Annotated in this window: 12 protein-coding genes and 3 pseudogenes; 4 read left to right on the forward strand and 11 right to left on the reverse strand. The window is 58.5% G+C overall.

Features of this window, described 5'->3' with window-relative positions; all coding sequences use genetic code 11:
- Positions 1-330 precede the first annotated feature (330 nt).
- A complete protein-coding gene (locus CO671_RS31150) occupies positions 331-630 on the forward strand; it encodes a hypothetical protein (protein WP_004680434.1) in 300 nt (99 codons plus the stop codon).
- A gap of 341 nt (positions 631-971) precedes the next feature.
- On the opposite strand, the gene CO671_RS31160 is transcribed toward CO671_RS31150, so the two are convergent.
- The 3 genes from CO671_RS31160 to CO671_RS31170 form a co-directional block, all read right to left on the reverse strand.
- Complete coding sequence (locus CO671_RS31160; protein ID WP_040111814.1) at positions 972-1,229, reverse strand: hypothetical protein; 258 nt, start codon at positions 1,227-1,229, stop codon at positions 972-974.
- A 30-nt stretch (positions 1,230-1,259) separates the two neighbouring features.
- Positions 1,260-1,565 carry a hypothetical protein gene (locus tag CO671_RS31165; protein WP_004680432.1) on the reverse strand — a complete coding sequence of 102 codons (306 nt, stop codon included), beginning with the start codon at positions 1,563-1,565 and terminating at the stop codon, positions 1,260-1,262.
- Positions 1,566-2,090: 525 nt separating this feature from the next.
- Positions 2,091-3,062 (reverse strand): hypothetical protein, encoded by a 972-nt coding sequence (locus tag CO671_RS31170; RefSeq protein ID WP_004680431.1) that lies wholly within the window; start codon positions 3,060-3,062, stop codon positions 2,091-2,093.
- 130 nt (positions 3,063-3,192) lie between these two features.
- Between CO671_RS31170 and CO671_RS34565 the strand changes: the two genes are divergently transcribed.
- Complete coding sequence (locus CO671_RS34565; protein WP_010068000.1) at positions 3,193-3,321, forward strand: hypothetical protein; 129 nt, start codon at positions 3,193-3,195, stop codon at positions 3,319-3,321.
- A gap of 456 nt (positions 3,322-3,777) precedes the next feature.
- Here the strand turns inward: CO671_RS34565 and tssI are convergent, their stop codons facing one another.
- Positions 3,778-5,805 carry a type VI secretion system tip protein TssI/VgrG gene (gene tssI, locus CO671_RS31175; protein WP_004680430.1) on the reverse strand — a complete coding sequence of 676 codons (2,028 nt, stop codon included), beginning with the start codon at positions 5,803-5,805 and terminating at the stop codon, positions 3,778-3,780.
- Between the two features lie 549 nt (positions 5,806-6,354).
- Between tssI and CO671_RS34400 the strand changes: the two are divergent.
- Positions 6,355-6,492: pseudogene (locus CO671_RS34400) on the forward strand (CoA ester lyase); the annotation flags it as partial.
- Positions 6,493-6,597: 105 nt separating this feature from the next.
- Here the strand turns inward: CO671_RS34400 and tssG are convergent.
- The 7 genes and pseudogenes from tssG to tssA all read right to left on the reverse strand — a co-directional run.
- Positions 6,598-7,569 (reverse strand): annotated as a pseudogene (gene tssG / locus CO671_RS31180) (type VI secretion system baseplate subunit TssG); the annotation flags it as partial.
- A complete protein-coding gene (gene tssF / locus CO671_RS31185; protein ID WP_008536039.1) occupies positions 7,533-9,419 on the reverse strand; it encodes a type VI secretion system baseplate subunit TssF in 1,887 nt (628 codons plus the stop codon). The pseudogene tssG and the gene tssF, both read right to left, overlap by 37 nt.
- Entirely contained in the window at positions 9,419-9,922 is a 504-nt protein-coding gene (gene tssE / locus CO671_RS31190) for a type VI secretion system baseplate subunit TssE (protein ID WP_004680427.1), read from the reverse strand. Before tssE ends, tssF begins: the two co-directional genes overlap by 1 nt.
- An 86-nt stretch (positions 9,923-10,008) precedes the next feature.
- Entirely contained in the window at positions 10,009-10,542 is a 534-nt protein-coding gene (locus CO671_RS31195; RefSeq protein WP_004680426.1) for a type VI secretion system tube protein Hcp, read from the reverse strand.
- Between the two features lie 115 nt (positions 10,543-10,657).
- Complete coding sequence (tssC, locus tag CO671_RS31200; RefSeq protein ID WP_004680425.1) at positions 10,658-12,145, reverse strand: type VI secretion system contractile sheath large subunit; 1,488 nt, start codon at positions 12,143-12,145, stop codon at positions 10,658-10,660.
- A gap of 2 nt (positions 12,146-12,147) precedes the next feature.
- A complete protein-coding gene (tssB, locus tag CO671_RS31205) occupies positions 12,148-12,702 on the reverse strand; it encodes a type VI secretion system contractile sheath small subunit (protein ID WP_004680424.1) in 555 nt (184 codons plus the stop codon).
- A gap of 35 nt (positions 12,703-12,737) precedes the next feature.
- Positions 12,738-13,730: a type VI secretion system protein TssA gene (tssA, locus tag CO671_RS31210; protein ID WP_004680423.1), complete on the reverse strand. Its 993-nt coding sequence runs from the start codon at positions 13,728-13,730 to the stop codon at positions 12,738-12,740.
- 126 nt (positions 13,731-13,856) lie between these two features.
- Here tssA and CO671_RS31215 point away from each other — a divergent pair.
- Positions 13,857-14,248, forward strand: a pseudogene (locus CO671_RS31215) (IS3 family transposase); the annotation flags it as partial.
- Between the last annotated feature and the right edge of the window lie 190 nt (positions 14,249-14,438).

Below are 14,438 nucleotides of genomic sequence, written 5' to 3' on the forward strand. Positions count from 1 at the left end.
GGAGGAAATCTCAAAGCCGGTCAAGGATGCTTTTGACAAGGTGCTGACGGACCTCAAGGCGACGTAAAAGCGGACTCGCACTTAAATCGCCTGGACTGATCGGGGGCGGCCTACCTTATTCATGGACGGAAAAGATGGTGACGGGGACCATCAGGTCGGGAGAGAGCTGGAAAGTGTGTCCTGCGATCTCGATAGCTCCAGCTAACAAGCTCCTGAAAACGGATCGCGGGCGGCCGGCGTGACATATTGGACGGTTTGAACTGGCGAAGAACCCACCATCTTGGTATCTAACCGCGTAGGCGGCAGGGGGCAGGGGGCAGGGAAGTGGTAATGGATTCACGCAGGGACATAGCCGAGCGGGTCATCGCGCGTTGGAAGGCGCGAGGAATCCGGATCGATGAAGACCCGGGTTTCATGGAACTGGTCGCTCTTTGGACGGCAGGGTCGATTGCGTCCGGTGAAATGCGCCGCCGGTATTCGGCGCTCCAGCGCGAGCGGTCGCTGTCCAGGTCAATGCCACTTGATGTGTATCCCTGCGACGAAGGGGCGGAGGTCGATCATCGATCGATTGCGATTCCAGACGACGAACCAGATGAACGGGGAGGTCTCGGACTGCCGGCGCAAGGGTGACTCTTACAAAGGGCTCATCACGCACCATTTCCTGGCGAGCGCGAACTTCACGAAACAGCGGGTCGACAAGCGCTGCGTCGCGTTGTGCATATTCTCGGGAAGAGTCCGAAAAATCCTTGCCACGAGCCGCAATGGCTGGCGGCTCAGCAAGGTAGAAGGTGAGGAGCGGCCGGCGGTACTGAGTCGACATCTTTATCAACTGTGGGCGTGTCGGCTCAGGGCATCTTCAAGCATGGCAAGGCGGTCGCTGCCCGCTATACAGGGTGCATCGCTAATGCCGAGCTTGTCGGCACATCTTCAACGCTGAGTCCCTCAGTCTCGTGCGCCCAGCGTCCGACAAGTTATTGTCTTCCATGGGAGTCCGGCTTGCGCAAATTGCCCCCGATGAAGGTTGGTCCGCCCGGGTCTTCCGCATGGAAAACGCGCGTTGCCTCAAAAACGCCGGTGCGCCATGCATAGGTCGTATCGTCGATCATCTGCGGCAAGACCTCCTGGTTTGTCGGACGACCGTACCATTTGGTGACGATGCGGGCGACTTTGGCGACGAGCGCGGTACTCATGCGAAGGTTCGAGTGTGCATCGAACATCTCCGGCGCCAAATAGCATCGAGACCTCGTTTGGGCGAAAGGTTATTCCTTTGCTGCAAAGCCTAGCTCAACGCGGCTGACATCTAAGATCGCCCGAAGGACGTCGATGCCGAATTTGAGGCTTTCCACCTCGACATCCAGCGAGATGCCCTCGGTGACTGTGCCTTTTGCGTTAGCGATTACCACCTCCTCCAGGTCTTCGAACCACTGAGGACTGTTCCCTTTGTGAAGCTTCGATAGTTCCGCAATCGCGACACTAAATGCCGATTGGACCGCGATTAGAGCGGCGCCGAGCTTTCGTTCGTCTACACCCGAGATGCAAACAATGGGGCTGTTTTTCTCATCCATGGGCTGTTCCTCTGCTGGCTCGCCACGAAACCCTATTTCAACTAATAGGCGACAGAGTCGTCGATCGCCGACGAATGCAAATAGGCCCGTAGGCTGGAGTCTCGGGTAGTTAGATCAACGAATACGCGATGCTGGGGGTGGACCATGTGGAAATGGTGGATGCGCTTGAGGCCTGTTGAAATCTGGGTCCAGCTTCCGAACGTTCCAACCGGCGGCAATGCCTCTAGGCCGTAAGCGTCGCACCTCCTGGTACGCGATAGCGGGTAATCCTTTGTACGAACTGGCTCGCATGCAAGGTCGCCCGAAGGACACAAGTGCCGAGCCTGGGCTTTCCGGCCATAGTCTTCAGTGAGACGTCTGTTGCTTCCACAACTCAACACATTCCGGCGAGCGGCATAAACCTGCAAACTCATTGTTTTTGATCCGCACGCGTCATACCTGGCCTGCACCCCACCGCCATGGCTTCGGCAAAAGGCCTTTTACTCAAAACGCAGGGACCTAGTTTGGCCCGTTTGTCAGGCAGCATCACAAAAAGATCTGCGGAAGGCTCGTCCCGCTTTGCGCGCTCAGGTGCGCCCGCAGTCGATCTGGCAGCGGATTGTTATTCAGGTACACTTTGCAATGAGGCGGAAGCTGCGACAGAATGTACGGCAGTGCAGTTCGCCCGTCGCCAAGTCCTCTCAGGTTGTTTCCACGAACGCTAAGCTCCTCCAGCCCCCTCGGCAGGTTAGGGGGCAGGTGGGTCAGTTCATTACTGTCGGTGCTGAGCCACTTTAGGGTGGCCGGGAGGTCCTCGGGTAGGCTAGTCAGTTCATTGTGAGGGACTTCGAGCCTCGTGAGCTTTGCAGGAAGGCGCTCGGGCAGGCGAATTATATTATTGAGTTCGGCGCGGAGATCCGTCAATTCGAGGGGGAGATTCTCCGGCAGGTGCGCGATTTCGTTGCGGGTGACATGAAGCTCCCTGAGCTCAGGCGGCAGGTTATCGGGCAAACTGGTCAGCCGGTTGTGGTTGACGTAGAGATACTTTAGTCCGGAAGGAAGCTCGTTCGGCAATCTGGTCAGCCGGTTGCCGTCGACGTAGAGCGTCTCGAGCATGTCCGGAAGAACCTCAGGCAGCGTGGTCAGCTGGTTGTCGCAGGCAGAGAGCTTTCGCAGACCGGGCGGGAGGTTGTTGGGCAGCCTGCCCAACCGGTTGTCATTGGCGTTGAGCCGCTGGAGGCCGGCCGGTAAGGTGGGGGGCAGTGCCGTTAGGGACAGCGATGTTAAGTTCAGGGGGGCACGAAAATTGCGGGTTTCCGTCCAGGCCTCGATCCGTGCCATTGCCTCGTGCCGGTCCTCGTCCTGCTCCTGCTGCCCGTCTTCCGCCCAGGCCAGTAAAATTTCTTTCAGTGCCGCTTCGCCGGACGAGGAGCCAGTCAAGCCTTCAACCCAGTTAAAGGTGTCTTCACCGCCTTGTTCGGAACTATTGCCAACACCCCCCTGCCTTCTGCCGTACATTGCGTCGTTCCTTAGGTCATTGCGTCACTGCTGATGTTACTTCCGTCGCGACCTTTCCTTCCAATACCAAATTCGTATCCCGTTATGCTTCGGGGGCATGGCCAGCGTCCTCCCTCGAGCTGGACAGCGCATGATTTTTATCGCGACGTTGAACAATCCCACCATTGACATGCTGCGCAAACTCGGCCTGACAGGCATGGCCAGCGCCTATCAGGAACTCGAAACGCAAATAGAAGCGAGACACCTTCGAGCATGGTGAAAGGCTTCGACTGCTGCTCGAGGCGGCCACGCTCCGCCAGAAGCGCTTCGAGGCGAGAGCCCGCCCTGCAAAGCAGCGCTGTAACGCCCAGATCGAGAACGCTGATTTTTGCGCCGCCCGCGCCCTGATCGCAATTTCGTGACGCCGAGTGATAAAGGTATTTCATCCACCAGTTCCAGCTTGGTGGAGACCTAAACCAGACGCATTTGGAGCCGCTTGCGGCCGATTTCGCGTGGCAACTCCATCTAACTGAGGCGCAAGTTCCCGGAACAAACGCTCACGCGCGATAACCTTTCCTCATTTTCGGGCAATCTCGCAGTGTCACGTTGATTTGGTAGGTCAGCTTACGACGCCGAAGCCGTTACGCTTTTTCTCTACGCCTGCAGGGCCCTGCCGACTTAAAGGCAACGACTTCCGGACAGCCGAGGCCCAGAACCAGTTCACCTTGACATCGTGTCACTCGGGCGTAACAGGCGGCAGCCCGAGTGTCGCAATAAGCTTCATTATCGACGGCGTGGGTGGACCCGGTGTCGGCGGCGGCATGGAGACGATGGACCCGAGCCGCGGAGGTGTTGCCATAACGCCAATCATCGTGCCGATAATGGCGATCCCATCGCCGCTGATTTCGATGGCCTGCGGGCCGGTTCTGCCCGATACTACAAGGCGGATCTTGTCGGGTGTTACCTCGACGCGGCTACCTAAGGCCGCTGCGGCAGGGGAGTCGGGCGCGGCGCCGCCCGAGGTCAGGAGGAAGTGTCTCTTGACGTCGATGCTGTAGATATTCCCGACCTCGACGGTATGATTCTTCTGGGCCTTCAAATAGACCTCCTCACGGCCCTGCTTGTCCTCAAAGCGCAGTTCATTGTAGGCATTAGCGGCGCCGCCATCGGTATGCGTCCGGAAGGTCGACCGCGTTTTGTCGGTCGGCAGGGTTTCAGGCGGCAGATTTGAGCCATTGTATACGACGCCGGTCACCAGGGGCGTGTCGGGATTGCCGTGGATGAAATCAACCACGACCTCATGGCCGATCCGTGGGACGACCAGGTTGCCAAAACCCTTACCAGCGAAGTTCTGGGCCACCCGAATCCAGCAGGAGCTGTTCTCGTTCTTTCCGCCTTCTCGGTCCCAGAAGAACTGAACCTTCACACGGCCGTACTTATCCGTCGCGATCGACTCGCCCTCGGGGCCCACGACGACGGCCGTCTGCGGTCCGTGAATCAACCGCGCCGGTGTGCGGCGCCTCGGTCGGTACTGGGTTGTCGCGGGGATAATCTCTACGTTGCTGTGATAGAGGAACCGCTCGCCCTTCCCCCCCACGGTGTCCGCAGTGAGATCGTCCCCCACCTCACCGATGACAGTGAAGTCCTGTCCGACTGCCAGAAAGCGATCGGTGGGTTTCGGGCGGGAACCGACCTGGCCGTAGTAGAAGGGATTTGCCGCCTTGAATAATGACCCGGTCGTTATCTGGCGCGCAGTGCTTTCGATCCGCGCGCGATAAGCGTTGCAGGCGAGTTCCTCGGCACGGATGGTGGCGTAGAAATCGCCATCGCTTTTTTTTGTATACTGGCCTGGATACTCGAAGACCTCCCGCATTGCCGTGCAGCCGCTGCTTGCCGACGAGGTCTCGCCCGTTCTGACCGCCACGCTCTCCCGCGGTCGGGTGATGGCGCTTCCCGTGAGCTTGCATGGCGGAATGCCGCCTGTCCTCACGGGAGGAACACGCGCGACAGACGTCAGTTCTGCCATCGGCTTCTCATGGTCATAGTCCCTGAGAACGACCTTGTTCGGCTGTAGCGATACGACCTCGTCCCAATGCAGGATGACATCTTCTTGGTAAAGACTTCGGGCAGGCCTGAGATTGTGGTGGGTCTCTACGATCTCAGGCGTGCAGGCCATGTGACTCGCGGCGTTGTCGACCAGCACCAGGTCATGTTGGTCCTCAGCATGTTCAAAATAGTAGTAGATGCCGTCCTGCTCCATGAGGCGGCTGACGAAGGCCAGATCCGTTTCATCGTACTGGACGCAATATGGGCGCTGTGGGAACCGTCGGGCGGTCTGATTCTTGAAATTGCCTTTATGTTCTCGAAAAATCGTGGTGATGATCTCGATGCTCGTCTTGTTCTGAAAGACCCGACTGTTAGAGCGATGCTCGAGCAATGAAATCCACGGCCGCACCTGCGCCACGTAGTTGAGGTGCTCGGTATCGTCGAGGCCGAGATATTGGAAGCGCGTAACAACACCGTTGAAGAAGCGCGTTTGCGAGTCCTTGAGCTTAAGGCCGATTGTCAGGTTTTGACCGGGGATCGTAGCAAAGTTCTGAACTGGATTGCGGCTGGCGAGCTTCACCTCGTAGAGGAAAGGTTCCCCCAGCCGCTCGGTGCCACTGAGCCGCCGGAGAGAGATTTCATTCAACTCGGACGCGGCCGAAGTGACCGCAACAAAACGATTGTGCCTTAAGAGACTCTCGATTCTTGACTCGACCATGGTGGTGTGTGTTCCGCAGATTTGATGAGAAGGCGCGGTTGCGCCCGATGGCGTGAGTAGGATGCTGCCGAAGCCATCGGCGAAGATGCCGAAAAGCGTTTATTTCGTGCATCGAAATCGCCGACCGTTGCTCAGCCAAGATGTCTTGCTGGCCCGCATCGTCAGAGCCAAGCGGGGGAGGGCGGGGTGAAGAAAGCGTGTGGGTCTCTTGGAACTCACCCACGCTAAGTCCCACCCAAATCTCGCCATGCGGCCTTGTAACATCGATGAGTTGGCGGATTCCGGCGGTGCTAGCGACGACGTGTCTCCTGGAAGATTCAACCAGGCCCAGGGCGCAGCGCCCGAGCGGACAACCACGGTGGTCGAGTTTCGCCGCGATCGTCGGCTCGATAGGCCTCTCCGCTGCTGAAGCCTCAAGGGCGTCAAAATGGCGATAACGTTCCAAAGAGGCGTCACGGCGAATTTTGCAAAGGGCCTTGGCGGTCCCATTGCAGTTTGCGTTGAGCTTACTGAAGAGAGTCGAGCTTCCGATGCTTGTCATAACGGGCCTTCCAAGCCGCCGCCCGCCGTGCCGCCGCACTTGGTATCGAGGTTACGTGGGCCATTCACCCGTTCCAGATCGATCTCGCCAAGGAGATCTTCTCCCCGCCCGAAAAGAAGGTCGAGCGGGCCCGCCGCATCATGGATGTCCGTTTCAGGAGAGCGCCATGCGGCAGCCGGTGGGTCCCGGTCAGTCGGGGTAGTTGTCAAGTCATCGGCGTGCTGGCGCGTTTTCCTCTTGCCCATCCAACTGGACCATCCGAGTCTGCCGCAGCGACCCAACTGCACTTCCGGGACCTGCTCCTGACGGAGAACGAGGTTAATCTCCCAGTCAAGTTCATCTCCAAGGTAGTTGCAGATGATCTCCGCTATCGACTTAAGGCCGGGAGCTGCGGGCAGAAGCGATTCGTAATGAGCCAGGCTGAGGGGACCCACAATGAGTCGGAACCGATGGTGCCACACTCTGACCCTCGCACCTGCAATAGCGTTGCTGTTCAGCGTGCCCGTGGCCGGGTCGCGGCCCAGGAGGCAGAGCGATATGCGGGGCAGATCCACCCACTTTGGGACAAATTCACGGATATCAACCGGCGCCTCGACGAAGCTGGCGAGGATGGCAGCGAGCCCCTCGGCGTTGCGGGTGTGTGAGGCGAGACGGCCGGTGAAGTGGAGTTTGGCCAGATCAGGCATAGCATCCCGCGCGCGCAGGGAGGTCATCCCGAAGCCGGCTAGCGCGCCGAGCTGAAGGGCAAATCGATCTTCTTGTGGCCTGTCATAGCTCACGGTCGGTTCGCCCTCCGCCCATGCGCGGAAGAAGAACGAGGCCATTCGATGATGAAAGGTATCAGCAAATCGGATCAGCGTCTCATCCGCGGCGTTGTGCTGCCGGAGAAGGGCGTACTCCGTCAGATGCAATGGGAGGGGACCGTGGGGTCCAAACAAGCCGAAGGCGTAGGTGGAGATTACGGGGTCGTTCTCCTCGTGCGCAGTCACGCCCGCGATCGATCGAGTCGGAAATGCAAGGGAGGGCTGCTGGGCGATCCGCACGCGATCCAGGCTGGGACCGCTCGATTCTCCCAGCCGAGGCCGATCTGAGCAGATTGCATCGATCCGCCGCAGAGCCTGGAAGAAGTCGCAGGCATGCGGTTCGGCCCTGAGCGAGCTTAGGAAGTCGCCGAGTGCCCCCGAAATCAAAGGATCGCCCGGCGGCCGGCCATCGTCGGCCATCGCATTACCTCCCCGCGCTGTAGCGTCGAGACGACCATCTCGGTGAAGCTGTTGATGGATACGTATTTCGCGAAGAACTGGTTGAGCACGGAGGCGAGCGGAAAGATGCCAACGCCTTCGAAGGCCGCTTCGTCCAGGATGATACCAACCTCAATCCCACGTGCTACGGCGGCTTGTCCACCGCTGGACAATCGCCTGACCGCAGGCCTGGACCGAATCTCCCGGATCCCGTCGATCTGCCGTGAGGCGAAGGCATTGACTGGATCGACGTAGAGGCGGAGGAGTTCACGTAGCGCTTCTGCGCCCCGGTGGTCGTTCCTATCGGAATTGCTGATCGAGAGGTAGTTCAGTGAAAGATGGCTAATTAATCGCCAAGTGATATCGCCATTGGCGAAGGAGTGGCGCGGTCGGCTCGGGGGCGATACGCACCGGGTGGCGGTAACTGGAGCGCCGATTTCCAGGGTGAAGTCTGTCTCGTCCCGGCCGATCGGCAGCAGCAGCGCCAGATCCCGGTTCGAGCACAGGCAGTTTACAGACAAATGCCGGAGTTCCGCCGAATAGGGAGCCGCCTGGCGATCAACTAGAGAAACGAACGTTTCGCTGCCGATGTAGCCAGTCCGCGCGCCATTTAGACGCTGGTGCTCCGACATGAGGCGCTGCTCCCGGCGGATCGCGTAGTATCTGGAATGCTGCTCCTCCTGACCGTGCGCGCTGATGCTATAGAACGGGTAGAACCTCACGGGAGCCGCTTCGTTTTTCGCCCCGTCTCCGCTCATCTCGAGGATCGAGTGGACCTCAAAGTCGAGCGGCCTCATCCTGTCAACAATCACATGATGCTCGGTGTTCTTGTCGCTCACGTGGACGAGATCTGCCTGGCGTTCGAAGAGATTAATCGCGGGCGTTGCGAAGAGAACGATATTTTGGGGCCCGAGCTGTCGTTCCAGCCGTGGCTCGACACGTCTGAGTGCGAAGACGATCTCAAGGGTCTCGGCAGTTGACAGGGCTACTGCGTCTGCCAGCCCGCTAACCTCGACGAACAACGTCCGCTCCGCGAGGGCGAAATACTCCTGTAGGAGACGGTACCCGTCGAAAGAGCGTGGCACCTCGGGCAGGAGAGCACAGCTCGGCTCCAAACCGCGTTGCTGCAGCGCATGAACCGGAATCTTTTCCTGCCAAGGGATAGGCCGGCCGACCGGACGGGCTATGATATTGCATGCGTCACCGAGAAGCTGTTCGGCGAGTGCGGCGCCGATGCCACCGGGGCCTGTTAGGTGCAGTGTGAGAGCCTCTAGTCCGAGTTTATTGAACGGCATGCCATTGGTGGTGCGAAGGCGTAGTCGCAAAGCAGCCTTCGCATCTTGCCGGGCCGGAAGATCCAGTGCGGCGATCTGCCCCGGCGTCGAAAAATAATCGGCAGCGCTCACCACAATTGGCCAGAGATGCACATCATGGGCCGTGCGGAACTCGCAATGTGTGACGGCGCCCGGAGCAAGACGGCCCAAAAGCTTGGTTCCCCGCGGCACGAGGTATCCATTTTCAAGTCGTCCGGCATCCTGGTCGGGCTCGAAACGGACGATCGTCATCGAGGGGAGCGGCGGTAGAAAATGCGGATAGACCATCTCCAGGAGGTGCTGGGTGAATTCCGGAAAGCGAGACTGAAGCTTCAATTGCACCCGCGCCGCCATGAAAGCGAAGCCTTCCAGAAGCCGCTCGACGTAGGGGTCGGCGACCTCCGCTGATTCCATCCCGAGCCGGGCGGCGACCTTCGGGAATGCACGGGCGAACTCGGCCCCCATCTCGCGCATATAAGCAAGTTCGTCGTTGTACAGTCGCAGGAGCCGGGGATCCATCAGCTTATCTCTGTACCGAGATGAACGCGGGCGGATTCGAGCTCGGAATCTACCTCCGTACGCATCACCATTCGCACCGGCAATGGCTGCGCCCACAGATCGGCTTCGATCCTAAAGCGAAAAGTGCCGCAACCCTGACCATCGTCCAGGACCGTGACCTTCAGGGTGTCCGGTAAGAGACGCGGCTCAAAGCGCTGAAGGCTCTCGATTATCGCTTCGCGCAATGCGCTCTTATCCATGCCTTCGCGAATTTGTCCGCTGAGAGGCCAGGCACCATAATTAAGTGCACTGGCCGCTACGTGAGGGTACGCTTGTAGATCTACGGTTGCACCCAATTGATTGGTGTTCAACAACCAGGAAACATCGCGTAGAATCACCTCTTCCAGTTGGCGAACAGAGAAGCTGCGCTTGTCCTGCGCTTCACACGAGCTGCGCGGCTCATCGTCCGTAAGCCGGTCCAGGAGGGATGGTTGCACGAGATCCCGCTTAACATCTCTGCCCATGTTACAATCTCCAGGTGCAATGGCGACGAGTCGATCTGTCGTTTTCGCGCGCAGCCCCGAATATTCCCGGGTTGCCGATGGCCCCATCAGCCGACGAGCCTATTGAAGTCGGTGCTGTTCGCGATTTGGTTCCAGATGCCCTCGCCAGCTTTGGTAAGAGCGCCTTTTTCATCCTGCCTGTAATAAATGACCTTGCAGGCGCCGAACCGGAATGTGATCGTCTCCTCGGGGGCCTCTTCCGCATAGGACCACTCGACCTTCTCGACTACCAGCATGTTGAAACTCCAGTGCAAGAACAGGTTCGATTCTGATGTAGCTTGTCCGCTCCCCGTCGCTTTGAAAAGTTTCAGTTCGACGCTATTGAAGTGGGCGCCGCGACCACAGGCAACGTACAGAGAGGGCGATGACGTATCCACCTGCTTCTTGATAGTGAAGACCTCGAATTCGGCCTTGCCCGCGCCCGCCCCGGCGGTATGAGGCCCAATGTTCAGCTTGTTTTCGAGTGAAAAGCTCCATTCGTCCGCTAGGGTGATACCGTCCTTTAGAATGATAGATTCGCCCTTGGGCAAAATGCCGTCCTTGGACGCTTGCGTGAATTTTATAACCGCGTCGAACGCCATGATGGACTTTCCTTTTCTCGTTGATCTGATTGGGCCTGGATTGCATCGGCCAGCCCGGGGCAGCTATTCCGGAGTTTTGGCGCCGAGAACGGAGCACAATCATCTGCGGGTTTTCTCAGTCCTTGCGGGCGGATGGCAGGCGCGAGACAAGTCTCAAAGAGATGGTTAGGCCTTCGAGCTGGTAGTGTGGCCGCATGTAAAATCTCGCAACGTAATATCCGGGATTATCTTCGACCTCTTCCACCTTGACCTCGGCTGAGGAGAGCGGCTGCTGTGCCTTACTCTCTTCGCTCCCAAGCTCGGGCGAGGGGTGGACATAGCCCTGAATCCATTGGTTGAGCCACTCCTCGACCTCGTGGCGCTCCTTGAACGTGCCAATCTTGTCCCGGACCATACACTTCAAATAATGTGCGAAGCGGCAGGTTGCGAAGATGTAGGGTAGCCGGGCACTGAGTTCGGCGTTCGCTGACGCGTCGGGGTCTTCGTATTTGACCGGCTTGTTAATAGTTTGAGCGCCAATAAATACGCCGAGGTCCGTGTTTTTGCGGTGCAACAGCGGTAGAAGACCGTTTTTGGACAGTTCGGCCTCACGGCGGTCGCTGATCGCGATCTCAGTGGGGCATTTTAGGTCGACGCCACCGTCGTCGCTGCGGAAGGTATGTACCGGCAGACCCTCGACCAGGCCGCCGGATTCGACGCCACGAATTCTGGAGAGCCAGCCATAGAGCTTGAACGAGCGCGTGATATTTACGCCCATGGCGTAGGCTGCGTTCGTCCAAAGGTATTTCTCGCTGTCGCCGCCGTCTGTGTCCTCCTCGAAGGCGAATTCATCGACCGGGTTGGTTTTGGCCCCGTAGGGCAGCCGGCCAAGGGTGCGTGGTAAGGTCAGGGCCACGTACCGAGAGTTCTCGCTCTCGCGGAACGCCCGCCAAGGGGCATGTTCGGGCGTGAGGAAGATTTTTGTGATGTCACGCGGGTTCGCAAGCTCACGCCAAGAATCCATCTGCAGCAGATGTGGTGAGACGGCAGATATAAGCGGTGAGTGGCTCGCCGCCGCGATCTGCGCCAGTCCCGAAAGCAACTCTACGTCCGGTGGGGTATGGTCGAAATAGTAGTCGGCAATCAGGCAGCCATAGGGTTCACCGCCGATTTGGCCGTATTCGTCTTCGTAAATTTTTTTGAATAGCGGACTCTGATCCCAGGTGACACCCTTATATTTCCGCAGAGTTCGGGACATCTCCACCTTTGAAACTGGGAGAACGCGAATCTTCAACGTTTCATCGGTTTCGGTGTTGATGGCAAGGTGATGCAAGCCCCGCCAAGCTGATTCCACGCGCTGGAAATTTTCGTGATGGAGGATCTCGTTGAGTTGTGCAGAAAGCTTCTGGTCGATCGAAGCAATCATTGCTTGGATAGTCGTGACGACATCGTCGCTGATCAGCGACGTGTTTTGAAGTGCCTGCTCGGCCAGTGTTCGGACGGCACTCTCCACCAAGTCACGGGAGTGGTCCGAGCGGATCTTGAACTCGAATCGAAGCATGCGGGTGAAATCGCCGAGATCAACGGTGGCGACCTGTACATCTGTGGCATCTGCAGGCATCATGATCAGTTCTCCTCTGTGTCTGGGGATGCCAATGGCGGAGCGGCAACCACTGCATCAGGCTTCTCAGTCTCGATGCCATTGCCGAGGGCGCTTAGCAGTGCCGAATCCGCGAGGAAGTGGGTGAGCAACTCTTCGGCACCGTTCTTCCCGTCCATATAGGCCAGCAGATTGGAGAGCTCCGTTCGCGCCTCGAGCAGCCTGCTAAGGCTGTCGACCTTGCGCGCCACGGCCGCCGGCGAGAAATCTTCGAGCCGCTCGAACGTCAAGTCGACAGCGAGTTGGCCTTCTCCGGTCAATAGGTTCGGCACCCGCATCACCACCCTGGGCCTCAGCGATCTGAGCCGATCATCGAAATTGTCGATATCGATCTCCATCATCTTGCGCTCCGCGACAGGGGCAAGCGGCTCGGCAGCATTGCCGGCGAGGTCGGACATCACGCCGACCACGAAGGGAAGCTGAACCTTCTTCTGAGAGCCATAGGTCTCGACGTCGTATTCGATCTGTACGCGAGGCGGACGAACCCGCGCGATGAACTTTTGACTACTCGCCTTTGTCATGTGTTCCACTCTCCTGATAGGGAAGATTGCGCACGTCACGTGCCCTCGCCGACCGCCAGACCGGCAATCGAACGGTATTGGGCAACCCCTTCTGGCGCCAACTCTTTGATAAGAGCCATGAAGTCCTTCGAGACAAGTCGCTGCGCGCGCTCCAGGAGGGCTGGCAGTGGGCTCGCGGGCTCATTCACCTGGTACCAGTGGCAAATGCGGCCAAGAATTTCGACAACGTCATCGCGGTTGCGGATCACTTCGGGGTAAGAGGCCTTGCTAGAGTCTGGCAATGGAGATGCCGGGGCTGCAGGCTGGGCCCTTTTCCGATGGGCGTCGACCAGATCCTTGGCCTGGGTGAGTAGCACTATCAGAGGGTCGAATCGAACGGCCTCGTCACTCGCGACGTGCTGCCGAACACTCGCGTCTAGATGGGTGGCGGCTGCCAGGCTGGCGTGGAGACCAGTGCTGATCTGCTCGAGCTGCAGTGGGTCGGTGTCGATGAAGGCGTGCTCGATGGTCGAACGATCAATTTCCGTAGATTGGGACCGTAGCGCACCAGCCCAATCGCGGAGCGTAAAAGTCCCGAATTGCCTGGAGGAGGTGAGTGGGACTTGGCGTATTTCTGCCAAGAGCCCGGAGAGATCGCAGAGGCTCGCTAGAGCGTTGAGGCGAACGGTCTGATCTTCGTCATCTTCTGGATCCGGTCGCGGATGTAGCTCTGACCAGTAGAGCTCGACATAGGCCGCGAGCAGCTCAAGCCCCCGACTTAGACCAGAGAAGCCGAACTGACTGAGGGCGGATCGTGTGAGCAAGATGCCGACTCTTAGATCCTTAGTGCGGGCAGAAAGGTCGAGGCCAAGCCGCCACACCTCTGTCCAATCGGGAGCCTCCTCGGTGGCGATGGAGTCGCCTATCTGCTGGTGCGGCTTGCCATGCGACGCTATCTCCAGCTCCAGGAAGCTCAAATCGTAATCGAGAGCATCCCCGCATGCGTTGCCGTCGCTGATCGGTTTTAATAGATGATCTGCATCGAGCATGACCCAAATCCCAGTTTTCCCGACATAAAAGATCGTCGCGCCTCTGTTTCTCAATGTTTAGCAATGAGCAGACGCGATTGCTCATGCACAATCGACATTCGTATATGTCGTGAATGCTTGGGGCGTGAATGCCGCCGCTTCGGATCTTGACGCAGCTATGTGCTGCTCAGGCGCGAGGGACACCCTTGTGAACAACAAGAAGCTCTTCCGGGTCCATCGGGAGGAGAAGCTCACGATGCGCAAGCGCCGTGGCCGGAAACGAGCGAAAGGCAAGCGTTGGTGTTGATCCCGCTGGCTGCCAATGATCGTTGGCGCGGGTTCAGGCTTCTGATGGTCGTGAGGAAAGCCGGACTCTCGTCGCCGATACTTCGCTCTCCGGCCTGCGGTCGCCTGTGGACTGGATCGGGTTATCGAGGAGCGTGGCAAGCCAAGCACTCTGGCCTCGGCTGACTAACCCTGCAGAGTTCGCCCAGATCGGCAACCCGCGACGTGATGCAGTGCTGCGCAGCCGGAATGGTCTCCGCACCTAAACCCGCCGATGCCGCCGCGGATGCGCAACCCACCGCTGGAGCGAACCCCAAACTGGATAAACTTGACGGTACAAGCTCAGCCAGATTGAATTGACATCGTCGGGCAGTCGTTGCAAAGGGCAACCTGCGGAGTACCGTTGCAAACGTGAGCCTGAAGGCCTCCAACTACGAAGTCTTC

This window comes from Rhizobium sp. M10, from assembly GCF_002531955.1.
GTDB lineage: Bacteria > Pseudomonadota > Alphaproteobacteria > Rhizobiales > Rhizobiaceae > Rhizobium > Rhizobium etli_C.